The sequence below is a fragment of the Pedobacter cryoconitis genome, from assembly GCF_014200605.1.
Lineage (GTDB): Bacteria > Bacteroidota > Bacteroidia > Sphingobacteriales > Sphingobacteriaceae > Pedobacter > Pedobacter cryoconitis_B.
In genome coordinates this window covers 123,687-149,777 of the sequence record NZ_JACHCE010000006.1, presented here as the reverse complement: position 1 = coordinate 149,777, position 26,091 = coordinate 123,687, and the positions used below count along the sequence as shown (strand labels likewise).

Here is a 26,091-nt window from a genome sequence, read left to right as displayed (position 1 = left end):
AATGAACTTTAAAAAGATTGCCCGCCTTGTTCACAGATGGCTTGGCCTGACTTCCGGACTGGTTGTATTTATTGTAAGTGTAACCGGTTGTTTATATGTGTTTCAGGATGAAATAAAGGATGCTACAGAACCCTGGCGCAAAATTGAAGTTCAGCACAAACCTGTAATTTTACCATCCCGGCTTAGTCAGATCGCACAGAAAGTACATCCTGATCTTCAGATTGGCAGGATCGTTTATGTGAGCAAAGACAGGGCTGCCATAATTTTTCTGGTCGGAAAGGGGCAATTCTATACCGTTCATATCAATCCATATACCGGAGTGGTGCTGCATGATCAGAATTTACGCAAAGATTTTTTCACCATAGTCCAGTTTATACATATCTATCTTTTACTACCGGCACCAATTGGAAAAATGGTTGTTGGTGTATCTGTCTTTATCTTCCTGGCTTTACTCATGACCGGAGTCTGCATCTGGTGGCCAAAACGTAAAACGCAAATCAAAAGGGCGCTCACGATCAGGCTGAACGGTAAATGGCGCAGAGTAAATTACGATCTGCACAGTGTACTTGGAATTTATGCCTGTGTAATTGCTTTTATTGTAGCCTTTACAGGTTTGTCCATCAGTTATGACTGGTTAAAAAAAGGGGTGAACCAGGCCGTAAACCTGGGCAGTCAATATGCATCCGAAGAAAAGGTCCCTGCAGTAAAGGCTGTTAGTTTATCAGACGCCAGCAAATTGCTGGATCATAGTTTCTTAGAAAGCGTAAAAAGATCACCGGGCTCAGATATGTTCCTGATTGCACCGGTACCCAAAGGTTCGGCAGTACTCCATATCACCGTTTATGAAAAAGCCCTGTTTTATTACAGAAGTGACCGGTATTATTTTGATGCCAATAATGGGGCATTGGTTAAAGAACTGGCTCACCGGGATAAAAGCAACGGGTTAAAATTAAACGAAATGTCCTATGACCTGCATACCGGCCAGATTTTAGGGACTACGGGGAAGATTATTGCCTTCATGTCCAGTTTAGTTTGTGCTACCTTACCAGTAACAGGTTTCCTTTTCTGGAGAGGGAAAAGGAGGGATAAAAGAAAAGCATTGGCAAAAACAATATAGCATCCAATTAAACTCCTTTCTTTTGAAAAATCTAACAACGATTTCGTTGAATGGCACTGCTATGTTAAAGAAATATTAACAAAATATTTGAAATTTAATACTAAAATTATGTCTGATAACCAGTAAATTGGCTAACTAATCATAATTAGTCTAAATATAATTTGTAATTGTTCTAAATAACATCTTACTTCGTATAGAAATTTAAATCATCATAAAGTAGAGGATTTTACCCTTTGTTTTCGCTCTCATTGATTCCTCTCTGCTGATTTAAAAACGCTCAAACCTAAAATTTTGGGCAAAAAATCAAACACGTCTATTAATAACCCTTATTATACAAAAACCATGAATAATTAAAGATCAATATGCTTACAATCAACCTACAAGAAGAACAACTATCAGTTTTGTTTGGAGATAGCCCTCAAAAGGATATTTTCCATCATGACAATCAAGAAGAATACCTGGATGCAATAGGCAAAGTAAGTCTGGCTGTCAAACGTTTCCTTGATAATAACAAAAAACCATTCAGTGGGGTGAGCCCCGCACAATTGCGCCCTTTATTTGCCAATGTAAATTTTGAAACCCCTTTGGCCGACTATGACAGTTTGCTCGATGAAGTGGAGCTTTTGTACACCAATCACGCTGTTGCCTTTCATCACCCGGAGTATATTGCCCATTTAAACTGTCCGCTGGTTATCCCGGCAATTGCAGCAGAAGTTATGATCTCTTCGATCAACTCCTCTTTAGATACCTGGGATCAAAGTGCTGGCGGAACATTAATGGAACAGAAACTAATCGAGTGGACTAATACTCAGATTGGTTTTGGTCCTCAGTCTGATGGTATTTTTACCAGTGGCGGTACACAGAGTAATCTCATGGGTTTACTGCTGGCCAGAGATCATTACGCCATGAAATATTTAAACCATAATATTAAAGAAGACGGTTTGCCGGTCGAAGCTTCCCGTTTCAGGATTTTTGTCTCAGAAATGGCCCACTTCAGCATCCAGAAAAATGCCTCTCTTTTAGGCCTTGGTGAAAAAGCGGTAGTGAAAATTAAAACAGACCGTAGTTTCAGAATGAACTCCGTATTGCTTGAAGATGCAATACAGCATGAAATATCACTCGGTAATATCCCAATCGCCATAGTCGGTACAGCAGGGACTACCGATTTTGGTAATATTGACCCTTTACAGGAAATAGGCCGTTTAACTAACAAATATGACTTATGGTTCCATGTAGATGCAGCTTATGGCTGCGGGTTATTATTAACCAGTAAATCCCGCAGATTAATCAATGGGATCGAACTGGCACATTCAGTAACCGTAGATTATCACAAATCGTTCTTCCAGCCGGTAAGCAGCGGGGCCTTTTTAATCAAAGACAAAAGATTTTTCGGACTGATCACGCACCATGCAGATTACCTGAACCCTAAAGACCATGACCTTGATGGTTTACCCAATCAAGTTAATAAATCTATACAAACCACCCGTCGTTTCGACGCTTTGAAGCTCTGGTTTACCCTGAGAATGATGGGGAAAGAAAAACTGGGCAGCTATTTTGAAACAATCATTGAAACTGCTTCACAAATTGCAGCCATGCTTCAGGCAGATCCATCATTTGAACTGATGAATGAATCTGATATCAGCGCACTGGTTTTCCGCTACAATCCAAGAGAAGGTAAGGCAGACCTGTGTGCAATGAATCAGTTTATCAAAAAAAGCATGTTTAACGGAGGAGAAGCACTGGTTGCCGGTACTAAAATCAACAAACAGTTCTATCTCAAATTTACATTGCTTAACCCGCTTACTACAGTCGATCACGTTAAAAACATCTTCAACATCATAAAAAAACATGGAAACGAATACCTACAGTTTAATAAAACTACAACAGAATTCTGGAGAAATTAATTTCAATGCGCTCCTGAATAGCTATTGCAGAGAATTTAGTAACTGGAGCCGTTATCTTGGAATCCCTAAATACGATCAGCCATTAGCCAGCTATCTGAAACTAACAGGTCACGAATTACACTTGCGTTTCGATTTTTCTGAGTTTGGAATTGAAGTATTTGCCCCTCTTAAACATTATGCAGAAAGTGGAAGACACGTATTCCATTTTCCGGTTATAGAACGTGATCTGGAAACAGACGAGATCAGGTCTATAGATGCACTGCGTTTTATGGAATTGATTATCTTATTCGCTAAAGATGAATTTCCGTATATCAATGCTGATCTCGTGAAATCCCGTCTTTTAAATAGTATTGATAATTTAACTAAATATCAGGCGTATTTTAACCGTACCGGCAAGCTTGTCAATCAGCAGCGGATGAGTTTTATTGAAACAGAGCAATCTTTAGCGCTTGGACATAACTCACATCCGCTGACCAAAGGAAGGCTCGGTTTTAAAAATGATGAAGAGTTATTCCGGTATTCTCCTGAAACTGCCGGGGAATTTCAATTATCTTATTTTCTGATCGCTCCTGAACACGTTATTGAGCAAAATGCAGAAGGATTTGATATTACGGATACTTTTAAAGCAGAATTACTGTCTGCTATTCCTGCAGATCACCAGATTAGTGCAATAATAGAAAGTCTTGCAAGCTGGAAGGTTTTGCCAATGCATCCATGGGAAGCTCAGTATCTACTGACCCTGCCCGAAGTTAAAGAAATGATTAGCGAAGGTTTGTTATATAGTTTAGGAGACTGGGGAGCTGTTTATACCCCAACTTCGTCTGTCCGTACCGTATATAACCGCGAAAGTGACTGGATGTATAAGTTCTCACTGCACGTGAAAATTACCAATTCTGAAAGGATCAATTTAACCCCCGAGCTGCACCGGGGATATGATATCAGCCGTTTATTAAAAACAGACCTCGGGAAATCGCTGAAAAAGGAATTTCCGGAAATAGAATTTATCACTGACCCTGCATTTTTTGCGGTCAGTTATAAAGGAAAGACCATTGACGGTTTCAATACCAGCATCCGTCACAATACATTTAAGGGAGAGGCAGGGGATAAAAATGTGACTTTACTGGCCGCATTATGTCAGGATAGTTTATTAGGTGAAAAACCAAGAATCGTTCATCTCATTGAACAGGCTGCAAAATATAAGAACAAATCTATACAGCAGACAGCAGTTAACTGGTTTAAACAATACCTGCATATCTGTGCAGGCCCTATAGTTGGATTTCTGAACAAATACGGAATGGCTTTTGAATTTCATCAGCAAAATGTGCTGGTTGAACTGGATAGTCAGAATTTTCCGGCAAAACTTTATTTCAGAGATAACCAGGGCTTCTTTTTTCTGGAAGGTAAATGCGAAGATTTATTGAAACATTTGCCAGATCTGGCCGCTCAAAGCGGTGCGATTGCACCTTCATCGTTCATTATACCAAAATATACTTATTATCTTCTGCTCAACAATATCTTAGGTGTTGTTAATGCATTAGGCAGTAATGGACTGGCTGACGAAAGGGTATTGATAGACCTGATATATCTGGAGTTTAAACAATTTGAAGAATCAGATACCACTGGTTTTGTAGATTATATCATCAATAGCAGAAGCTGGGAAGTTAAAGGTAACCTGTTAACTAATTTATATAATATAGATGAAGCAAGTGCGACGAGTGAAAACCCTGCAATTTTCAGAGCTTATCCCAATCCTTTAAACAAATACTTTTTCTGTGAGCACCTGATCCGGCCGCAAACTAAAGAGGTCATGTATAGCAGGTATTTCCCTGAAGAAGATGTCACAATCAGCCTGCGTCCTTTTGATATTGACCGGGATCTGGAAATGGTGCATGACTGGTTTAACCAGGAACATGCTAAACCTATCTGGAAAATGGATGGGCCGATCAGAGGATTAGAGACTTTTTACCGCACGTTAATACCAGGTGATCTTTCCCATAGTTTTATAGGAGAGGTGAATGGAGAACCAAATTTCACGATAGAGCCTTATTGGCCTATGCGTGATGTGATGGGTGCTTATTATGATGCCCTTGCCACAGATTATGGGTCGCATTTACTGATTGCACCTACAGATAAAGATAAGAAATTCAGTTTCCCTACCGGACAGACTATGCTTGACTTTGTTTTTGCCCAGCCTGTAGTAGGCAAATGTATCGGTGAAGCGGCAGTAGAATCCAGGGCCATGCATATGTTTGGTACACGCCTGGGCTATAGATATCAGCATGTAATCAAAATGCCGCATAAAGATGCCACTTTAACTTTCTGCTACAGAGAATGGTACTGGGAGAAGTTTCCAGCAAGTAAAGAGATCGCACTATCAGGTCAGATGGCCGGAATTTAAATTCTTAAAACAAATGAAAACACAAAAAATCTACGACATCATCGGTATTGGTATCGGTCCCTTTAATTTAGGGATGGCCGCTCTGGCAGCACCATTAGAAGATTTGTCGGCTATATTTTTCGATCAGGCACCAGTGTTTAACTGGCATCCTGGTATGATGCTGAGCGATGTTACTTTACAGGTCCCTTTTATGGCAGACCTGGTTACGCTTGCCGATCCAACCAGTCCTTATAGCTTTCTGAATTTTATGAAACAAACAGATCGTTTGTACAAATTCTATATCAGAGAAGACTTTTATATTTTACGCAAAGAGTATAATGCCTATTGCAAATGGGTAATTGATAAGCTGCCTTCCTGCCAGTTCAATCAGAAAGTATTAAGTACAGCTTATGATGAAGCAGAACAATATTATAAATTGATTGTAGAAGATCAGCGGAATCTGGAAAAACAAACCTTTTATACCCGTAAACTTGTTTTAGGTACAGGTACAATCCCTAAAATGCCAGATTTTATAACCCCGGGAAAACATCCGAAGGTAATTCATACTTCTGAATACCTGAATTATAAGAATGAACTGTTAAAGCAGCAAAGTGTAAGTATTATCGGATCGGGACAAAGTGCCGCAGAAATTTTCAGTGATCTGTTACCTGAAACTGAAAACGGACTGGAACTGAAATGGTTTACCCGTCCAGATCGTTTCTTCCCTATGGAATATTCAAAACTGACACTCGAACTGACTTCTCCTGAATATGTGGATCATTTCTATAACCTGCCTGATGAAAAACGCAAGCAGGTTTTAAGTAAACAAAATTCATTGTTCAAGGGTATCAATTATGATCTGATCAATCAGATTTTTGATAAGTTATATGAATTAAGTGTTGATGGTGAGGAGCCAAATGTGAAACTAAGCCCTAATTGTCAGCTTAATGGAATCACCACCACCGCAGATGGCCGTTCTGATCTTCATTTTTACCATACAGAAATAGAAAAAGAATTTGTGCAGCAAACTGATTTTGTTGTCGTAGCTACAGGTTATAAATATAAAGAACCTGCCTTCTTAAAAGGTATCAATCACCGGATTTCCCGTAACAAAGATAACTTATATAGTGTGGGACGCAATTACGCTATTGACATCAACAACAATGAGGTCTTTGTTCAAAACGCAGAATTGCATACCCATGGTTTTGTAACCCCCGATTTAGGGATGGGTGCTTACCGGAATTCTTCTATCATCAATACTGTTTTGGGCAGAGAAGCCTACCGGGTTGAAAAGAAGATTGCTTTCCAGTCTTTTGGTATGGCAGCCGCCGATGAAATCAATAACCCGCTTAAAGAAATTCTTGAAACTGAGACGGGCATCCTATCAGCAAATATCAATATATAAAATTACCTGCTATGAACTACAATCAATTTAATCATATCAAACCACTTCAAAAGGCAGTTTGGGATAAAGTGAATTTAAACTATATCGCTAAAGCCATTGTAGAATTAATGCACGAAAAGCTGGCAGAACCCGAGATTACAGGAACTGACGAGTCCGGACTGACGTATTTCCGCTTAAATACAGATCATCAAAATATTTATTATACTTTTTCTGCGGGTTACCGGGCACTGGATTACTGGCATATACAGAAAGCATCCTTGCGTAAATACGTGGATGAAATTGCTGTACCTTTAGATAATGCACCGGCATTTTTCACTGAAACACAGCAGACTTTCGGTGTGAAATCATTTACAATGGCACATTTCGTAGAAGAAACATTAAATACTTTATATGCTGATGCGTTTATTCACGAAAAAGGACGTTTAACAGCAGATCAGCTTGCCGATGCTGATTATCAGACCATCGAACACCAGATGGACGGACATCCCTGGGCTACCATTAACAAGGGCCGTATCGGGTTTAACCATACCGACCAGGGTAAATATGCGCCAGAAGCGGGACAATCCATACAGTTGGCCTGGTTAGGAGTACATCGTTCACGTGCAGATTTTAAGTCTCTGGCATCTATAGAGATGGCGGCTTTTTATAAAGATGAATTAGGTTTTGAGCAGATTAACCAGTTTAATGAAATATTAAGTGGAAAAAACTTAAACCCGGATGACTATCTTTTTATACCTGTCCACGAATGGCAATGGAATAATAAGATTGTTTTGCAGCTTGCGCATGATATCGCCAATCAATATATTGTACCCCTGGCTTTGGGAAATGATCAGTATATGTGTCAGCAAAGTATCCGTACTTTCTTTAATATCAGTCATCCGCATAAACATTATGTTAAAACGGCTATTTCTATATTAAATACCTCAATTTTCAGAGGTTTATCCCCAAAAAAACTGGCTATTGCACCAAGAGTAACCCAATGGGCAAAGGATATGCTGGAGGGTGATATTTATCTGAAAAATACCGGTGTTGTTTTATTGGGAGAAGTGGCTACTGCCGCTTATACCCATCCACAATACAGTACAATTCCACAATCTCCCTATCAGTACCAGGAGTTTTTAGGCGTCATCTGGAGAGAAAGTGCAGAGAATTATCTGCAACCGGGAGAAAAGATGATGACCATGGCAAGCTTACTTTATGTAGATGATCATGGCAAAAGCCTGGTAGGGGCAATGATTGAAAAATCCGGAATTGCCCCTGATGAATGGCTTAAAGCTTATTTAAAGGCATACCTTAAACCTATTTTAAGGATTTTTTACAAACATGCCTTTTTTTTTAGCCCACATGGAGAGAATACAATTTTAGTGATGAAGGATTATATACCACAAAGAATTATCATTAAAGACTTTGTGGAAGAAATCGTCTTAACAGAAGAATCGAAAGCAAAATTACCAGAAGATCTGGTTCATGTCTTAAGAGAAATTGAGGATGAATTAGCTCCGTTATTTATTTTGTCAGGGGTGTTTGATGCTGTATTCAGATACCTGAGTAATATTTTCCATTCTTATGTTGGCCTGAACGAAGAATATTTCTGGAAAAACGTAGCCAATGTCATTATAGAGTTCCAGGAAGAAAATCCTGAAATGGCGGCTAAATTTGAGAAATTTGACTTATTTATTCCTGAATTTACGCGTGTTTGTATTAATCGTGTTCGCTTACTAACGCATGGATATAGTGAAAGTACAGATGTTCCGGTACCAGAATTTATTGGAACGTTGGTTAATCCGGTAGCATTGGCGATGCAGGATTCAGTACAAACTGTTTAACATCGCTATCCGTAAAAACATAGCGTGCTTAACCTTCAGTTTTGATTGTTAAGCGCGCTTTTTTAATTATAATTTTTTTTCATATAAAGGATGACCATCGTTTTAAATGAGTAAATTGATATTTCTTAATCATAAAAATGATTTGTTTTTAATGATATTTATATCGCTTATTGAATCCTCAAATATCTTTTCTGGTTATTTTTAAAATTGATTCCAGTCTGAAAAATCAGGTGATTTAGATCTTATCTAACTTGATGGTAATAAGTGTCTTATAAGGTCTTTGTCCAGACATTGTTCAGTACTTGTTCAGGACTCATTCAGGTTTTGTCCATGATTTGCTGAATAATGCTTGTATAAGCTATTTAAAACCCGTTTTAAACTAAATAATCTGATACGCTGTCAACTTGTTTCTGATAAGGATTACGCTGTTTTCAGGTAAGGGTAATCATGAGAATGAATAGTTTTGAAATTAACTTAAACTATAGCACTGAATAAGGATCAGGATTTTAACCATATTTACCAGCTTAAATGAATTACGATGCAGAATACTATAAAATGGGGTATGATCGGATGCGGGGATGTAACCGAAGTGAAAAGCGGCCCTGCTTTTAATAAAGTGCCAAATTCAGCTCTTATAGCTGTAATGAGTAGAAATGCTTTCAAAGCAGAAGATTATGCCAGAAGACATCGGGTACCGAAATGGTATAGCGATACTCAGGCATTGATCGATGATCCTGAAATCAACGCCATTTATATTGCTACTCCGCCATTATCACATCAGGAACTGACTATTGCAGCATTAAAGGCTGGTAAGTCGGTTTATGTTGAAAAACCAATGGCTATACATGCAGCTGCAGGTCAGCAAATGGTTGAAGCTGCTGCGCGAAGTAATGGGAAATTAACCATCGCACATTATCGCAGAGAACAACCTGTATTTAAAAAGATCAGAGCTTTAATCGACGAACAGGCCATCGGAGCTGTAAAATTTGTTACATTAGAATATTTACAGCCTTCACTTAGTCCCAAAGAACTTGCTGATCCAAAAATACAATGGCGTTTGGATCCGGTAATTGCCGGAGGTGGACTTTTCCATGATATCGCTCCTCACCAGTTAGATCTGATGTTATATTTTTTCGGCCCAATTGAAAAATCTATAGGTATTTCAGGTAATCAGGGTGGTCTTTATCAGGCTGATGATTTGGTTACAGGAGTTCTGAAATTCAAAAATAATGTATTTTTCAATGGGACCTGGTGTTTTGATATGCCAGCTGGAACACAAAAAGATCTTTGTATCATTACTGGCTCGAAAGGCACGATCTCATTTCCTGTTTTTGGTCCTGGTAAAATAGAACTAATCAGAGATGGAAAAACAGAAGTGTTTAATTTTGATGCACTTGAGCATGTTCAGCAGCCTATGATCGGCGCCACGGTACGGTATTTTTTAAATGAAACAGCAAACCCATGTATCGGTGAAGACGGGCTTACTGTGATGGAAATTATAGATCAGTTTACAAAAAAAGAGGATTAAAACTAAGCTGATAATTGGTAATACAACAGCTATAAGATTGTCTGATTCTCCATTTTTTTATTAAAATTGTAAAAAGCGTTATCCTGATCAGCATAATTACAAAAAATATGAACTTTGAAAATACATTATCATTTGCAAGGACAATGGATTCACAAGACCCATTGGCGAAATTCCGTGAAGAATTTCTATTTCCACAGCAAAATGGTAAACCATTTATATATCTGTGTGGCAATTCCCTGGGGCTTCAACCTAAATCTGCGCGGTCTGTGCTTGGAAAACAACTGGATAACTGGCAAAATCTGGCAGTAGAAGGCTGGTTTGAAGGCGATAGTCCCTGGATGTTTTACCATAAAGAGCTTAAAAAGCTGATGGCTCCGATTGTGGGTGCACTTGCTGCCGAGGTTTGTCCAATGAATACACTGACAGTAAACCTTCATTTACTGATGGTGAGTTTCTATCGCCCCAATCAAAAAAGATTTAAGATCATTATGGAAGCTGGTGCTTTCCCTTCAGATCAGTATGCGCTTGAAAGTCAGGTGCGTTTTCATGGTTATGATCCGGCAACAGCAATCATTGAAGTGGCACCCAGAACTGGTGAGTATACTTTAAGAACAGAAGATATTGTAGCCCGTATTGCTGAAAATGCAGATGAACTGGCTTTGGTTTTATTTGGTGGAATAAATTATTTCACTGGTCAGTGGTTTGACATGGAGGCGATTACAAAAGCAGGTCATGCTGCGGGTGCAATTGTCGGATTCGATCTTGCACATGCTGCTGGTAATGTGCCTGTGCAATTACATGACTGGGATATTGACTTTGCCTGCTGGTGCTCCTATAAATATCAGAATAGTGGTCCTGGGGGAATAGGAGGCATATTTGTCCATGAAAAACATTTTAAAGATGATACATTGGACCGCTTCGCAGGATGGTGGGGTTATAAAGAATCTACCCGTTTTAAAATGGAAAAAGGCTTTGTAGCTGAACCGGGGGCTGATGGCTGGCAGATCAGCTGTTCGCAGGTTATGCCAATGGCTTTATACCATGCTTCCCTGCAAATCTTTGAATCTGCAGGGTTTATGGGACCGGTCAGAGAAAAAAGTAAAATGTTAACTGCTTATTTGATAGAGACCATAGCTCAGGTCAATAAAGCAATAGGTTATCAGCAGTATCAGGTCATTACGCCCGAAAATGAAAATGACCGTGGTACCCAGGTTTCTATAATTGCATCGGGCAATGCCAAAGGTGTTTTTGAAAAACTGGTTGCCAATAATATATTAGGGGACTGGAGAGAACCAAATGTTATCCGTTTAAGTCCTGTTCCTTTATACAATTCTTTTGAGGATGTTTTTTTGACAGGTGAGTTACTATTAAAAATTAGCAAAGAGATATAATATGATAAATTACAATCCTAAAGATTGGTTCACCTTTATTTTTCATATCCATAAGGCAGATACTTTCAGAAAACTGTGGCCGCTGATGATTAGTGTCGCTGTTTTTTCTGGTTTAATCGCTTTTTTGGAACTTCATTTTCTCAAATTATCACAAACAGCAACGGTCAAAAATATTGGCATGATGCATAGCTTGCTGGGATTTGTGATTTCCATGTTACTGGTATTCCGGACCAATACTTCTTATGACCGCTGGTGGGAAGGCAGGCGATTATTAGGGGAGCTGACTAACATCAGCCGTAACCTGGCCATTAAGATCAAATCGCTTAAACTGGGTGAAGAGGAATATGAATATTTCAGTTATGCAATTCCTAAATATGCTTTTGCTTTAAAAGAGCATTTGCGGGAAAAACAGTATTTCGGGAAAAACAGTTTTTTAGTTGAAGTGGATGGAGGTAAACATATTCCTAATCAGGTTGCGGCCAGTCTTTCGGCCAGAGTTTTTGACCTGGAAGCAGCGGGTAAGATTTCGGGTGAGCAGCTGATCGTACTGAGTGGTGATCTGAACCGTTTCACAGATATTTGCGGTGGATGTGAGAGAATTAAGAAAACACCTATTCCTTTTTCTTATAGTGCTTTTATCAAAAAATTTCTTTTTATCTACGTGATTACCCTTCCTTTTGGCTGGGTATTCAGTCTGGGTTATTTTGTAGTCCCAATTGTACCTTTTATTTTATATGTTCTGGCCAGTCTGGAACTGATTGCAGAAGAAATAGAAAACCCTTTTGGTGAGGATGCGAATGATCTGCCTGTAGATGAGATCTGTAATAATATTGAAAAACACGTGGGAGAGATCTTAAATTAAATGATAAAAATAGCATATCATCCTTTATATGCGCATCCTTTACCGGAGGGACATCGTTTCCCGATGTTAAAGTATGAGTTGATACCTGAACAATTATTACATGAAGGGGTGATCACCCCTGATTATCTTTTTGAACCTGACCGGGTTGATGAAGAGATTGTCCTGTTATCCCATGAGCTTGCTTACTGGGCTCAGTTGAGGGATTTCACTTTGCCTCAAAGAGAACAGCGCCGGATTGGTTTTCCACTAAATGCGCAGCTGCTGGAGAGGGAACTGAGGATTACCCAGGGAACCATTGACGGTGCTTTGTTTGCAAAAGAGCATGGTCTTGCTTTTAATGTGGCGGGTGGTACACATCATGCAGGTTCTAACTGGGGTGAGGGTTTTTGTTTACTGAATGATCAGGCTATAGCGGCCAATTATCTTTTGAAAAGAGGTTTTTGTAAACGTATCCTGATTATAGATTTAGATGTACACCAGGGAAACGGGACTGCTCAGATTCTGGAAAATGAGCCGGCAATCTTTACTTTTTCTATGCATGGGGAGAAGAACTTTCCTTTTCGCAAAGAAGTTTCTGATCTTGATATCGGTTTGGATGTGGGAACCGGAGATGAGGTTTATCTTTCGCTTTTAGCCCACACACTGCCTGATTTATATGAAAAGCACCTGCCTGATTTCGTTTTTTATTTATCAGGGGTAGATGTCTTATCAAGTGATAAGTTAGGTAAATTAGCAATGACTAAGGCGGGATGTAAAGAGCGGGATAAAATGGTCTTTCAGTTTTGTAAAGAACATGGTTTACCTGTACAGGTAAGTATGGGGGGGGGCTATTCTCCATTAATTAAAGACATTGTAGAGGCACATTGCAATACGTTCAAAACGGGACTCGATCTATTAGGCTCCCTATAGGAAAATTGATTGCTTTCTATCAGAAAACAGGATTTATAGGCGGTATTATCCGTTTAAAAAACCAGGAAAGAAGCTTCCTGGTTTTTTAATGTGAAGTATTTTGATGAAATTTAGGGTCTCTAAATAAAGGATAATAGATGAAGATTGTAATTGCAGAAAAACCATCCGTTGCACGTGAATTAGCTAAAGTGTTTGGCGCAACGGGTAAAAAAGACGGATACATTGAGGGGAAAGGTTACTCTTTTACCTGGGCATTCGGACATCTGCTGCAATTGGCACCTCCACAGGAATACGGCTTTATAGGCTGGAGAAGACAGCATCTGCCGATGCTGCCGGCTAAATTTAAACTGGCCATCCGGAAAATTAAAACTAAAGATGGACTGGTCGAAGATCCCGGCGTAAGAAAGCAGCTTGATATTATTAAAAAGCTTTTTGATGAAGCTACAGAGATTATCGTAGCAACGGATGCCGGGCGGGAAGGTGAACTCATTTTCCGCTATATCTATTATTTTCTGAAATGTAAAAAACCTTTTAAAAGGCTTTGGATTTCTTCACAGACTGATGAAGCTATTAAAGAAGGTTTCAGAAATCTTAAACCGGGTACTGATTATGATACGCTGTTTAATTCTGCACATTGCAGGTCAGAATCTGACTGGCTGGTAGGAATGAACGCCACCCAGGCATTAAGTATTTCGGCCGGTGCAAGATCGGTACTTTCGCTGGGCAGGGTACAGACCCCCACTTTAGCCATGATCTGTTCAAGGTTTATTGAAATCAAGAATTTCGTACCACAATTATATTATCAGTTGGGTATACAGCTGGATAAAGACGGACAGCTTTTTAAAGCTGTTTCTACAGTGAATTTCAATGTCAAAGAAGAAGCTCAGGCTTTATTTGATAAAATTGAAGATGTCGGCTCCGGATTTCCAACCGGAGGAAAGATCCTTGATGTGGAAGCTAAACCCCGTAAAGAACCGCCGCCGCTATTGCATGACCTGAGTAGTTTACAGCAGGAAGCCAATAAGCGTAAAGGTTATACTGCAGATCAGACGCTTAACCTGTTACAGAATTTATATGAAAGTAAACTGGTCTCTTATCCGCGTACGGGCAGCCGGTATATTGGAGATGATGTTTTTGCGGGTGTCCCTCAACTAATCACACAGTTAACTACGCATCCTGATTTTGGAAAACAGGCAGAATTTCTGATGACTGTACCTTTGAATAAAAGGAGTGTGAATGCAAAGAAAGTCACGGATCACCATGCTATATTACCAACAGGGGAGGCACCTTATCATTTAAGCGCAGATAAGCAAGCGGTTTATGATATGGTTGTAGGGCGTATGCTCGAAGCTTTTCACCAGGAATGTGTGAAGGAAGTAACTAAAATAACGATCGAGTCAGGGTCTCTGTTTATTGCAAATGGAACCGTTATCCGCTCTGCGGGATGGCGATCAGTATTAAATGACAAGGAAGAGGATAAGAAAGATGAAGATAACCCTTCTCTTCCAAAAGTTAAAAAAGGTGAATCATTACCAATTGTAGAAAAGGCTTTACTGGAAAAACAGACTAAACCTAAACCTTTATACAATGAAGCCTCTTTACTGAAAGCACTGGAAACTTCTGGTAAAGAAATAGAAGATGAAGAATTGCGCTATGCCATGAAAGACAGTGGACTGGGTACCCCGGCTACCAGGGCTTCAATTATTGAGACCTTAATTACCAGAGATTACATTCTGCGTGAAAAACGTAACCTTGTTCCGACTTTTAAAGGTCTTGCTGTTTATGATGTAGTGAAAGATCAGAAAATTGCCCAGGCAGAATTAACAGGTTCCTGGGAAAAAAGACTGGAAGAAATCCGTTCGGGTGCTTCAGTTGCAGATTTTAAAGCGGAGATATCAGAGTATACCAGGGCAATTACCAATGAATTGCTGGCTGCGGGAGCTGGTCTTGCTGAAAAATTAGTACCAAAGAAAGAAGATCCGGCTGTAGTATAACCTGTTATTGAATTCAAGCCTTATTTGCTCCTTTTAAAAGTAAATAAGGCTTTTTTTTATTCTTTCACGACTAATCTTATCCTATTTTTTCAAGCAGTAAGGCATATAATTTTGCTGTAATTTCTCCTGCTTTTCCATTACCAACCTTTTTGCCGTCTATATTTAAAACTGGCAGGATGTTCCTGGTTGTGCTGGTAATAAAAGCTTCGCTGGCCTGGCTCATTTCTTCTAAAGTAAAATCACGTGCTGTGATCCGGAAACCTGAATCTTTAAGATGAAGGATGTTTTTACGAATAACCCCACTCAAAACATCATTTTTAGCAGTGATGACTTCACCTTCAGCAGTGACCATGAAAAAATTTGCTCTCGGGGTTTCTTTAACTAAATTATCATATTGATATAACACTTCATCAGCATTGTGTTCTTTGATAAAGGGTTGCAGCCAGATTGCCATAGAATAATCCAGCGTTTTCATTTCTGATAATTGTCTTTGATAAGGATAAGTGACCAGATTTATTCCCTGAGTTTGAAAACCCTGGGGTATGGTTAAAGGATATTGAGTGATAATCAGGTTTTGCGTAGCGGGCAGGCCATAAGCATCCGCAGAATACCCTCCTGTCAGGGTCATTTTAATTCCTGAATCTGGTAAATCATTTTTTAACATCAGTTCAGTAATGATATTTTTTAGTTCTGCAGGGCTTTGATCAATATGCAGATGCATTTTTTTTGCAGAGTTATAAAAACGTTCTATATGATCATCCAGAAAAATAGGTTTCCCATTGACTGTTTTAAAGAAATCAAATATTCCATAGCCTCTTTGTATGGAAAGATCTGTAATTAATATCGAGGCTTGAGCGGCATCTATAAAGGTATTGTTTATAAAAACGGTATTAGTACGCATTGCTTGCTGTTGGAGGTCAGGGAATCATTTAATTTTACAGGAGCTGTTATTTAAACAGGCTTTTGCAATATTAATGAATTTACTGGGCTTGATACTTCATCCAATTGTTATATTCGTTGTGGAATCTTAGCTTTTAAGCTGATTCCTGCTATTTTTTTATATACCTGTTATCATTAGCTACGTTATATATGTACATCACCTTATTTATTATCTGCGCATTAATTTTGCTGTTTTATATCATTTTAAATTTACCGGTTTTTGGCCGTTTGCCCGAAGGCGCAAGATTAGACCGGATCAGGCGTTTGCCTAATGTTAAAGATGATGTACTGCAAAATCAGTCTTTAACCCCTATGGAACCAGAGGAAGGGTATTCAGCTATTTTTAAAGCTATGCTGAAAGGAAATCCAAATAGCAGACCTTTGGCCATTTTGCCGCATGTTAAACCTGTAATGGATTCTATATCAGGTTTAAAAGTCACCTGGTTTGGACATTCTTCTTATTTATTACAGCTAGATGCCTTAAAGATACTGGTTGATCCTGTATTCAGTAAAACACCTTCTCCATTTTCTTTTATTGGTAAAAAACAATATGAAGGCACTGATTTTATCAGGGCTGAGGATTTTCCTTCAATCGATATTATCCTGATCACACATGATCATTATGATCATATGGATTATCAAAGTATATTAAAGCTAAAAGACAGGGCTAAACATTTTTTAACTTCTGCAGGGGCAGGGTCACATCTAATTCGCTGGGGAATTCCGGCAGAGAAAATTACAGAACTGGCCTGGGATGAACAGGCTGTTTTATGCGGACTTCAGTTTACCGCCCAGCCAGCAAGACATTTTACCGGCAGATTATTTAAACGGAATAGAACGTTATGGTCTTCCTTTATTCTGGAATCTGGTGACCATAAATTGTTTTTGGGCGGTGATTCAGGTTATGATAATCATTTTAAAGTTATTGGTGAACAGCATGGGCCTTTTGATCTGGCTATCTTAGAATGCGGACAGTACAATGAATTATGGCCTTTAATCCATATGTTCCCGGAACAAACGGTAACAGCTGCAAAAGATTTGAAGGCCAGGCTGCTTTTACCTGTACACTGGGGAAAGTTTACTTTAGCTTTGCATGATTGGGATGATTCTATTTTGCGCGTTTCAAAAAGTGCAGATGAGTCTAAACAGTTGATGGTGACGCCTATGCTTGGGGAAACGTTTCAAGTAGGAGTAGATTATCCAAATACAAAATGGTGGTTAAATATAGAGAATAGGAAACAATAGGTTTTAATCCTTGTTATAGCTATGACTTCAAAATACCAAACATATGAAAACGGATCTTATAGAAATTTTTCAAACTATCAGGGCAACTTTACAACCTTATACTACTTTAGGCTTTAATGATGGTGCAAACAGCGATCAAAAATATGATCTTTGGGCTGCTCCGGCATTGGAGGCGAAAGATCAGAACAAACCAGAGGTGTTTTTTCTCAGTATGGAAGTTAAAGATGATCATGTAGCATTTGATCTGCTCCCTGATTCTGTTCCTCAGCATGAAAGAACAATGTATATTAAAGAATTAGATGATGTAACTTTGAATTTAATAGAAGAGAAGGTCGCTGCAGGATATAAAATATTTAAGGAGCAGGGCTGGGTGTAGAGAAATTGATGCAGCAAAGCATATAGAGGGCGATAGGGAAGCGGTTAAGGATCTGGTACAGGGAAGCTGGCATAACTATAAAAACCGGGATAGATAGATAAAGAGCAGGAAAGCTGTAAATAAAAAATAAGTTGAGTATAAAAAAAATAAGCTGGCAACAAGAGCTTAAACAAGCATTACAAGCTATAGGCATTGAGTCAGAATTATATACTTCTGACTCTTTTCTTTTATTGAAGTTTCAGGATAATGAAGAGCTGCATCTTAATTTGCTAAGTATTGCAAAACATCCAGATTCAGCAGAAACATTATTGTTGCAACAGCAATATAGTGCTTCCGAAAAACAATTAATTCAGCTCTGGGAAGACATCTGGTATACTAAACCAGTGCAAATTCTAAGTCGTATCAGTGCACTACTTGGAAAAAACAAAAGGATTCACGGTCGAAAAACAAGTATCATTACGATCACTCAGCCTGAGGCTGATAGATTTCTTCAGGAAAATCATCTCCAGGGATCCGCTAAGGCAAGACATAGGTATGCTTTGGTTTTAGAAGGACAATTTGTGGCTGTGGCTACTTTTAGTGCTAAGCGTAAAATGACAAGAAAACATGCAGATTATACTTCTGTAGAATTGATCAGGTTTGCAACTGCTGATGGTTTTACTGTGCAGGGCGGGTTGAGTAAACTGATTAAACATTTAATCAAAACGATTCTTCCCAGTGATGTCATGACTTACGCAGATCTGGACTGGTCTTATGGGAAAGGATATACAAAACTCGGTTTTGAAATGGTCTCACAAATGCCACCTGCAGAAATATGGCTGGATCAGAGTACTAATATCCGTTATTTTCCGCATCGCCTGCCGGCAGAAATTATTGCTGATCTTGCTCCATTAGCAACTTCTGAGAAAATAGTATATTTAAATTCTTTACATTATATCAGTGTTTTTAATACCGGAAACCTGAAGTATATCTTACTATGCCAATAAACGAGAACCCTCTTTTAATTATACTGGGCCCCACAGCCTCCGGAAAAACTAAACTTGCTGTCAGCGTTGCTGATGCTTTAAATGGTGAGGTAATTAGTGCCGACAGCAGACAGGTATTTAAAGATATGGATTTGGGTACCGGAAAAGACCTGCATGAATACAGGATAGGTGAGAAAACTATTCCTTATCATTTGATTAATATCAGAGAAGCAGGTGAAAGTTATAATGTCAATTCATTTAAGGATGATTTCTATGAGGTGTTCGGAAAGCTAACTGCTCAGCATAAAATTCCTGTATTATGTGGAGGAACCGGAATGTATATTCATAGTATATTACAAAATCATCAGTATACGGCAGTTCCTGTAAATGAAGAATTGAGAATGGGCCTTCCGGTTCATGATATTCATGCGCTAAGGATATTGTTGGCAGGTTATCCGGCCGGATTTACCGGACATGCAGATCTTTCTTCTGCTAAAAGACTGGTTAGAGCGATTGAGATTGCTGCATATTTACAAGATCATACTTTAGTAGAACAGGAGCGGCCGCAGTTCAGGTCTTTAGTGATTGGTTTAGATGCAGAGGTAGAAACCCGCAGAGCAAGAATCTATAAAAGGTTGAATGAACGTTTTGAGCATGGCTTAATCGAAGAAGTTCAAGGGCTTTTAAAACGTGGGGTAAGCGCAGAAATGCTCTTGTTTTATGGTATGGAATATAAATTTATCACTGAATATCTCCAAAATAAGATCAGTTTACCGGACTTGAAAGAGAAATTGTACATTGCAATCCGTCAATTTGCGAAAAGACAAATGACCTTTTTCAGAAAAATGGAAAAAGACGGTATTATGATAAACTGGCTGGACTCAGCTATGGGAACAGAACATTTAACCAGGCAAGTTATCAAATTATATAACGAGTCATTCCTCCGGTAAATAGCTGTTACATAAGCTTCCCGATGATTCCTTACTGCGGACAATTGCGATTTGGACTTCTTTATTCCTCCTGAAAATTCTGGGTTTTGAAAAACACCATTTATACAGGTTTCAGGGCTGTTTTGTATCGACGTGAAGGGCAGAGCTCCCGGAATGGCATGCATTTTGTATTTATCCCGCTGAAGCCTGGATGTTTCATACAAGCTTCATAACAATTAAAAAATAATAAACAACAAATGAAAAATTCTACTAAATATCTTGCTTCGGCAGTAGCTGCTGTGGCAATATTCTTCACAACGAATGTTAGTGCTCAAAAAATAGGTGTTGGTGCAAATATCGGTATCCCTACAAATAACAATTACAGTGTAGCTGCAGGTATTGATGTACGTGCACAGTTTGACGTAACTAAACAATTATCTGTACCGATTGCAACTGGTTATAACCACTATTTTGCAAAAGACCGCGTTTACAGTGTTGGTCCTGTAAATAACATCTCTGTTCCTGATTATGCTTACATCCCTGTGAAAACTGGTCTAAAGTATTTCTTTGATGCAACTGGTTCAGGTATATATGCAATGGGTGAAGTAGGTGCTGCTTTTGGCGTATCTAAAAACTCAAAAACAACTTTCCTATATGCACCAACCCTGGGTTACTCATGGAGTAATGGTTTGGATTTAGGTATTAAATACGAAAATACAGGTAAAGGTGATGCATTACGTTATTCAAATACTTATGATAATAAAAGCGTAGGTCAGGTTGCTTTACGTATTGCTTACGGTTTTAAACTTTAATCGTAAAAGACTCAGAATCTTTTAAAAGAAGATAAGTAAATATTAAAAAAGGCCGGTATCTGAAAAAGATACCGGCCTTTTTTAATGAAATTATTCTTCCTCTTTTTCTTCCAGTTTAGCCTCTTTGTTTCTTTTAAGCTTAATAATTGGTTTATCCTGTGTACCGGTAATAGTCAAAGGTATACCAATCAAACCAAATGGGGGCAGACCTAATCTCCCGCTCATATTCAGATGGCCATCAAAGCTGACCTGTCCTTCGAAACGGGGTCTGAATCCGGCAATACGCATTTTAAATCTTTCTATAGTAATGATGTTTTTATTGATCGTAGATTTAATCTCTACATCGCGTAAATCAGGATTGTTCAGGCTATCTCTGCGGGTTGCCTTACTCACTGCATTCATCATTTTAAATCCGCTCAGGCTCACTTTCTTTAGTGACAATACACCGGCGCCTTTCAACGAGGGGTAAACCGGCATCATATCCTGGTTAAGTTTTCCGGTTAACTGATAATCGAGGCCTACAATACCTTTAACTTTTGATGCTGAAGTGGCCAGTGTTCTGAACGTTTTTATTTCTTTATAGGCTTTGGCTATATCAAATTCTTTTGCTGTAATATGATAATCAAAGAAAGCTGATTTAGGAGTTATACTTTTATAAGTAGCATCCATATTAACTGCAGCGTCTATCAGGTTAAAACTGGTTTGGTTCAGGGTCAAAGTACCATCTTTTAAAGCTAAGTTACCTTTTGCGTTTTTGATCTGCAGCTCATTATAATATACAGTTCCTGCATTGGCAGATAAAGTTACGTCCAGGTTTGAAGGAATCAGAATGACACCATTACTTCCTGCAGGTGCACCTGGTATGGGTTTAGGTGTATTATAAACCATTAACTCATCTGCAAATATGCGCTTGCTTTGGAAATTGAAGTTTCCTGTTAATTTGGCTTTTGGGCTAAGCACATAATTAATGATATTACCCAGCTGACCATCCATAGTGAAATCTGACTGACCATAACTGGCTTTGAATTTCTCAAATTTCATCTGGTCCTGAGCAAAAGAAAAGACGCCGTTTTTGATGAGGAATGGTTTTGGGAAAAGATCTGATTGCAGGTTAATCTGATTTACGATCAGACGGCCCCTGTTATTTAGTTTTTGATAATTTCCAGCTGTAGCATCACTCTGCAATCCTTTTAAAGAGAGGTCAGTAAATATTGTACCCTTGACATTATAACCTTTAACAGCAAAGAACTGATACATTTTGCCAATATCTATCGTCCCTTTTGAGGTGATATTATAAGCAACATTTTCAAAGTTCCGGACTGCTGCCTTTAGCATAAAGGGCTGGCCTGCCATGACAAAAGAGATCGGTTTGATATTAACCTGTGTACCTCTCAAAGTCCCATTTTTATTGGTCAGAGTCCCGTCTACAACAATTTGCGTTAAAGGCTGATCAAAATGAGCAGTTTTAATCCGTCCGTTTGCCAGCTTGAAAGATGCGGCTGTTACCGGGAAAGTTTTTCTTGCCTTGTTGTAAATACCTTTGGATTGCAGATCCATATTGAGCTCTCCATTAAGCTCCAGGTCTTTTAAAGGGTAGAATTGCTTAATTTCAGCAAGATTAACCATTGATTTCAGTTTGACATCAATGGCCATTTGACCGGGTTGTATGCTGGCTGATCCCCTGATATAATTACTTAATGCCTGCAAATTGATGTCAGTTATGTCAAGCTGTGTATGTTTATAATTTCCGTCCGTATTATGTCCGTTTATATTGAAATTGATCTGATCGATTGAGGCATTTAGTGAAGGGTATTTAAAGTAACCGCCACGCAGTGAAGATTTTAATGTAAATTTTGGAATGACGTTTACCGTATCTACTTTTCTTATACCACTTCTAACTACTTTTTTAGTGAATTGACCGTCTGCTTTCAGATCTATAGTGTAAATACCTTTGAGGTTACTTACCTCAAAAATCTCAGCCCATTTAGTTAAATCTATTGATCCCCTGGTATTGATATGGACTGTGGGCTTTTTTAAACCATTTAGCTTAACCACAGAATTGATATAATCTTTGCCCATATTAAAATACAGGCTATCCATATCTATATATAAACTGTCAGGATTTAAGCCGGGCAGTTTCATCTGTAAATTCAGATAGAGGTTACTGATTGCTTCCGGTGCCTTTGGATTTGTGATATTTCCGTCACGTACTTTGATATTAAAGGATAGGGTAGGCATAATTTGCTGTTTTGCCAGATATTTCCCTATTAAAGAAGCTTTAATTTCAGCATAACCTTTAATTGTTGTTTTTTCCATCCGGTTTGCAATAGAGGGAGGTAAAACAGTGAAAATGTTGTGAAGATCAGTTTCTTTGGCAGTAGTCTTGAAATTGATATCATAACCGTCTTTAAGAAATGAAAATTTACCAACAAACAGAATTGGCAAAGTATTTATCTTTAAGTCGTTTTCATTGAACATCAGATCGAGCGAGTTGGTATTGATTTTAGTAACCAGTTTTGCGTCTATCTTTTTATTCAGGAGATAAGGTGAATTGTTATAATATAAATCAAGTGAGTCAATTCTGGCATTACTTTTTAAATCAAAAATTGCCTGGCTCAGATCGCCTTTACCTGCATAATTTAAACCTTTGGCACTAACTTTCATTGGGATTGACTGATCATTATATGTCAGATTACTCTTATTGATAAAGATCCCCTCAATTTTTATGGCTGTGGAAGCTCCATCTGACTGGTTTGGAGTGCTGTTACTGCTTTTGTAGACATTATAGTTAGGATTTCCTTTCTCATCTACCTGAACATTAATATTAGCCTGGTCTAAAAATATCTGGTTAATTTTGACTTGTTTTGAAAATATAGTACTCAGGTCTAAACGAAAAGATAATTGTTTAGCGTGGATTAGCGTCTCTTTTTCAAATGGTGCAGATCCTTTTAAAGTGAAATTATTAAGACTCAGTGTTAAGGAAGGAAAATGGGTAAAAAAAGATAAACTGGTACTTTCAAATTCAGCTTTACCATTAATGTTTTGATTGATCCGGGTTTCTATTTCCTGAGATATTGTGCCAGGTATTAAATAGGGGACTAGTAATATCAGCAGGATGAGAGAGGTAATACTTATTCCTGTGATCTTTAGTGCTTTTTTCACTCTGATAGGTTATTAAAATTTGTGTTGTGCAAAGATATATTTTATTTATTATTTCATTAATGAATGAATATTCACTTATATTTGACGGATCATTTGATAATTATGCGTACAAGAGATATTGAGAAAGAGAATCTGGTAAAAAAAATCGCCTTAGAAACTATCGCAAATGGCGGTTTTGAAAGTTTTAGTATGAATAAGCTCGCTAAAGCCTGTAGCATTTCCGTAGCCACGCTTTATATTTATTACAAGGACAAGGATGACCTGCTTTCACAGCTTGCCGTAGAACATGGTAAAATGATGGGGAAGTCAATGTTGCACAATTTTGATCCTGAAGCTTCTTTTGAAGATGGGCTGCGCCAGCAATGGAAAAACCGTTATCGGGATCTGATCAATAACCCGGTATTGGGTAAGTTTAATGAGCAGCTGAGAGCTTCGGTTTACCAGGACCTGTTTCTCTCAACTCTAATGGAAGATGCGCTGGGCAAATTCAAAAGATTTAACGACAATATTATCTCTCGCGGGGAGGTAAAGGAGATGCCTTTTGAGGTATACTGGTCAGTTGCCTTTGCACCGCTTTACGCGCTGATTAAATTTAGTAATGAAGGTCAGAGCCTTGCTGGTAAACCATTCAGTTTGACGGATGAAATGTTATGGGAGGCCTTTGATCTGGTTGTTAAAGGATTGAAGAAATAAAAGTCAGATGATTTTATTTATGTATTTAAACAGATTTAAGAATGACAAAAAATGGAAAATTTCAATCATATCCTGCTTTTTAGAACAGATATAAAATCTGAAGAGGATAGACAGGCTCTACAGCCATTATTGGATGAAAACAAATGTATTGAACAATGGAATGTGGACCTGGACGATGAAGATTATGTTTTAAGAATTGTTTCTTATAGCTTAAAGCATCATCAGGTTATCGAACTGGTCCGGAATCATGGCTATATGTGCTATGAATTAACTTAAATTTTATGAAACCAGAAGGAACAACACCTTTTTCAGGCTATCAAAAGATTGTAATCTTTATGCTGGCAATGACTCAATTTACTGTTATACTAGACTTTATGGTGATGTCTCCACTTGGAGATATGCTGATCAAATCATTAAGCATGAAGCCCTCCTCATTTGGGATTGCGGTTTCTGCTTATGCCTTTAGTGCGGGTATTTCAGGTTTATTAACTGCAGGTTTTGCTGATCGTTTTGATCGTAAAAAACTGCTTTTATTCTTTTATACAGGTTTCATCGCCGGAACCTTTTTATGCAGCCTGGCAAATTCTTTTGAACTGCTGGTGGCTGCACGTATTATCACTGGTCTGTTTGGTGGGGTAATCAGCTCTATCTCTATGGCTATTATTACCGATCTTTTTAGTTTGCAGCAAAGGGGAAGGGTAATGGGCTTTATACAGATGGGCTTTGGTGCAAGCCAGGTATTGGGTATTCCAATAGGTTTGTATATCGCTAATAAATGGGGTTGGGAATCTCCTTTTATTATGGTTGCAGCGGTGGCGGTAATTATAGCTGCTTTAATTGTAACGGTGCTCAAGCCAATCAATAAACACCTTGGTTTACAACAGGATAAGTCTGCATTTAAGCATTTGTGGCATACTATTGCAAAAAAAAACTACAGAGTGGGTTTCGCTGCAACAGCAGCACTTTCCATTGGCGGTTTTATGATGATGCCTTTCGGGAGTGTGTTTGCTGTGAATAACCTTCATGTAACAGCCGAAGAATTGCCGGTCCTATTTATGGTTTCCGGAGTAAGTTCATTGGTAATTATGCCATTGATAGGCCGTTTAAGTGATACGGTGAGTAAATTCAGGATCTTTAGTCTTGCTTCGGTCTGGACTATGCTGATTTGTGTGGCCTATACGAATCTGTCAGCGACACCATTCTGGATTGTAATTATTCTGAATGTATTGATGATGATAGGAATTATGAGCAGAATGGTGCCGTCTTCTGCGCTGACGAGTGCAATTCCTGATGTGGAAGACAGAGGTGCATTTATGAGTATCAACTCTTCCATGCAGCAGATAGCCGGTGGGGTAGCTGCGGCAGTATCAGGTATGATCGTTGTACAGCAAACTAAATTCAGTCCTATAGAACATTACGATATCGTAGGTTTTGTGGTAGTAGGGGTTACCCTGGTCAGTATTTTTCTGATGTACAGGGTGAATCAACTGGCTAAAAAGAAACCAGTGAAGGCTCCTTTGGCTGAAGAGCCGGAAGTGATGCTGGCTGAGTTTTAATCAAACGGTATTCATTAAATAAAAGGGGTTTATCATAGTGATAAACCCCTTTTTTGATAGGAAAGCTGATCCCTGATCAGACCAGTTTAAATCAATGATAT

Annotated in this window: 20 protein-coding genes; 18 read left to right on the top strand and 2 right to left on the bottom strand. The window is 38.6% G+C overall.

Features of this window, described 5'->3' with window-relative positions; all coding sequences use genetic code 11:
* The first annotated feature begins 1 nt into the window (after position 1).
* From HDE68_RS18190 to HDE68_RS18145, 10 genes are all read left to right on the top strand, one after another.
* Positions 2-1,117: a PepSY-associated TM helix domain-containing protein gene (locus HDE68_RS18190; protein ID WP_183883656.1), complete on the top strand. Its 1,116-nt coding sequence runs from the start codon at positions 2-4 to the stop codon at positions 1,115-1,117.
* Positions 1,118-1,479: 362 nt separating this feature from the next.
* Positions 1,480-3,021 (top strand): pyridoxal phosphate-dependent decarboxylase family protein, encoded by a 1,542-nt coding sequence (locus HDE68_RS18185; RefSeq protein WP_183883655.1) that lies wholly within the window; start codon positions 1,480-1,482, stop codon positions 3,019-3,021.
* Positions 2,966-5,419 carry a GNAT family N-acetyltransferase gene (locus tag HDE68_RS18180; protein WP_183883654.1) on the top strand — a complete coding sequence of 818 codons (2,454 nt, stop codon included), beginning with the start codon at positions 2,966-2,968 and terminating at the stop codon, positions 5,417-5,419. Before HDE68_RS18185 ends, HDE68_RS18180 begins: the two co-directional genes overlap by 56 nt.
* A gap of 13 nt (positions 5,420-5,432) precedes the next feature.
* A complete protein-coding gene (locus HDE68_RS18175) occupies positions 5,433-6,803 on the top strand; it encodes a lysine N(6)-hydroxylase/L-ornithine N(5)-oxygenase family protein (RefSeq protein ID WP_183883653.1) in 1,371 nt (456 codons plus the stop codon).
* An 11-nt stretch (positions 6,804-6,814) separates the two neighbouring features.
* Positions 6,815-8,629: an IucA/IucC family protein gene (locus tag HDE68_RS18170; protein ID WP_183883652.1), complete on the top strand. Its 1,815-nt coding sequence runs from the start codon at positions 6,815-6,817 to the stop codon at positions 8,627-8,629.
* 538 nt (positions 8,630-9,167) lie between these two features.
* On the top strand, positions 9,168-10,157 hold the full coding sequence (locus HDE68_RS18165) for a Gfo/Idh/MocA family protein (RefSeq protein WP_183883651.1): 990 nt from the start codon (positions 9,168-9,170) through the stop codon (positions 10,155-10,157).
* Positions 10,158-10,264: 107 nt separating this feature from the next.
* On the top strand, positions 10,265-11,548 hold the full coding sequence (kynU, locus tag HDE68_RS18160; RefSeq protein ID WP_183883650.1) for a kynureninase: 1,284 nt from the start codon (positions 10,265-10,267) through the stop codon (positions 11,546-11,548).
* Position 11,549: 1 nt separating this feature from the next.
* Entirely contained in the window at positions 11,550-12,410 is an 861-nt protein-coding gene (locus HDE68_RS18155; protein WP_183883649.1) for a bestrophin family protein, read from the top strand.
* Positions 12,411-13,319: a histone deacetylase gene (locus HDE68_RS18150; RefSeq protein ID WP_183883648.1), complete on the top strand. Its 909-nt coding sequence runs from the start codon at positions 12,411-12,413 to the stop codon at positions 13,317-13,319. It begins immediately after the preceding gene.
* Positions 13,320-13,456: 137 nt separating this feature from the next.
* Entirely contained in the window at positions 13,457-15,313 is a 1,857-nt protein-coding gene (locus HDE68_RS18145; RefSeq protein ID WP_183883647.1) for a DNA topoisomerase, read from the top strand.
* 76 nt (positions 15,314-15,389) lie between these two features.
* Here the strand turns inward: HDE68_RS18145 and HDE68_RS18140 are convergent, their stop codons facing one another.
* Positions 15,390-16,214 (bottom strand): aminotransferase class IV, encoded by an 825-nt coding sequence (locus HDE68_RS18140; RefSeq protein WP_183883646.1) that lies wholly within the window; start codon positions 16,212-16,214, stop codon positions 15,390-15,392.
* A gap of 188 nt (positions 16,215-16,402) precedes the next feature.
* Here HDE68_RS18140 and HDE68_RS18135 point away from each other — a divergent pair, with 188 nt between their 5' ends.
* From HDE68_RS18135 to HDE68_RS18115, 5 genes are all read left to right on the top strand, one after another.
* Positions 16,403-17,497 carry an MBL fold metallo-hydrolase gene (locus HDE68_RS18135; protein ID WP_183883645.1) on the top strand — a complete coding sequence of 365 codons (1,095 nt, stop codon included), beginning with the start codon at positions 16,403-16,405 and terminating at the stop codon, positions 17,495-17,497.
* 43 nt (positions 17,498-17,540) lie between these two features.
* Positions 17,541-17,873: a hypothetical protein gene (locus HDE68_RS18130; RefSeq protein ID WP_183883644.1), complete on the top strand. Its 333-nt coding sequence runs from the start codon at positions 17,541-17,543 to the stop codon at positions 17,871-17,873.
* A 131-nt stretch (positions 17,874-18,004) separates the two neighbouring features.
* Positions 18,005-18,859, top strand: a complete 855-nt coding sequence (locus tag HDE68_RS18125; protein ID WP_183883643.1) for a hypothetical protein — start codon at positions 18,005-18,007, stop codon at positions 18,857-18,859.
* Positions 18,850-19,788, top strand: coding sequence for a tRNA (adenosine(37)-N6)-dimethylallyltransferase MiaA (gene miaA, locus HDE68_RS18120; RefSeq protein WP_183883642.1), 939 nt, complete (start codon positions 18,850-18,852; stop codon positions 19,786-19,788). The genes HDE68_RS18125 and miaA overlap by 10 nt, the downstream gene beginning before the upstream one ends.
* A 236-nt stretch (positions 19,789-20,024) precedes the next feature.
* Positions 20,025-20,579, top strand: a complete 555-nt coding sequence (locus HDE68_RS18115; RefSeq protein ID WP_183883641.1) for a hypothetical protein — start codon at positions 20,025-20,027, stop codon at positions 20,577-20,579.
* A gap of 90 nt (positions 20,580-20,669) precedes the next feature.
* Here the strand turns inward: HDE68_RS18115 and HDE68_RS26660 are convergent, their stop codons facing one another.
* Complete coding sequence (locus HDE68_RS26660; protein ID WP_183883640.1) at positions 20,670-23,741, bottom strand: AsmA family protein; 3,072 nt, start codon at positions 23,739-23,741, stop codon at positions 20,670-20,672.
* 102 nt (positions 23,742-23,843) lie between these two features.
* Between HDE68_RS26660 and HDE68_RS18105 the strand changes: the two genes are divergently transcribed.
* From HDE68_RS18105 to HDE68_RS18095, 3 genes are read left to right on the top strand one after another with little or no spacing between them, the layout of a single operon-like run.
* The gene (locus HDE68_RS18105) at positions 23,844-24,434 is read left to right on the top strand and encodes a TetR/AcrR family transcriptional regulator (RefSeq protein WP_183883639.1); all 591 of its coding nucleotides are present in this window, start codon (positions 23,844-23,846) and stop codon (positions 24,432-24,434) included.
* 51 nt (positions 24,435-24,485) lie between these two features.
* Positions 24,486-24,710 carry a hypothetical protein gene (locus HDE68_RS18100; RefSeq protein ID WP_183883638.1) on the top strand — a complete coding sequence of 75 codons (225 nt, stop codon included), beginning with the start codon at positions 24,486-24,488 and terminating at the stop codon, positions 24,708-24,710.
* A gap of 5 nt (positions 24,711-24,715) precedes the next feature.
* Complete coding sequence (locus HDE68_RS18095; RefSeq protein WP_183883637.1) at positions 24,716-25,990, top strand: MFS transporter; 1,275 nt, start codon at positions 24,716-24,718, stop codon at positions 25,988-25,990.
* Positions 25,991-26,091 lie beyond the last annotated feature (101 nt).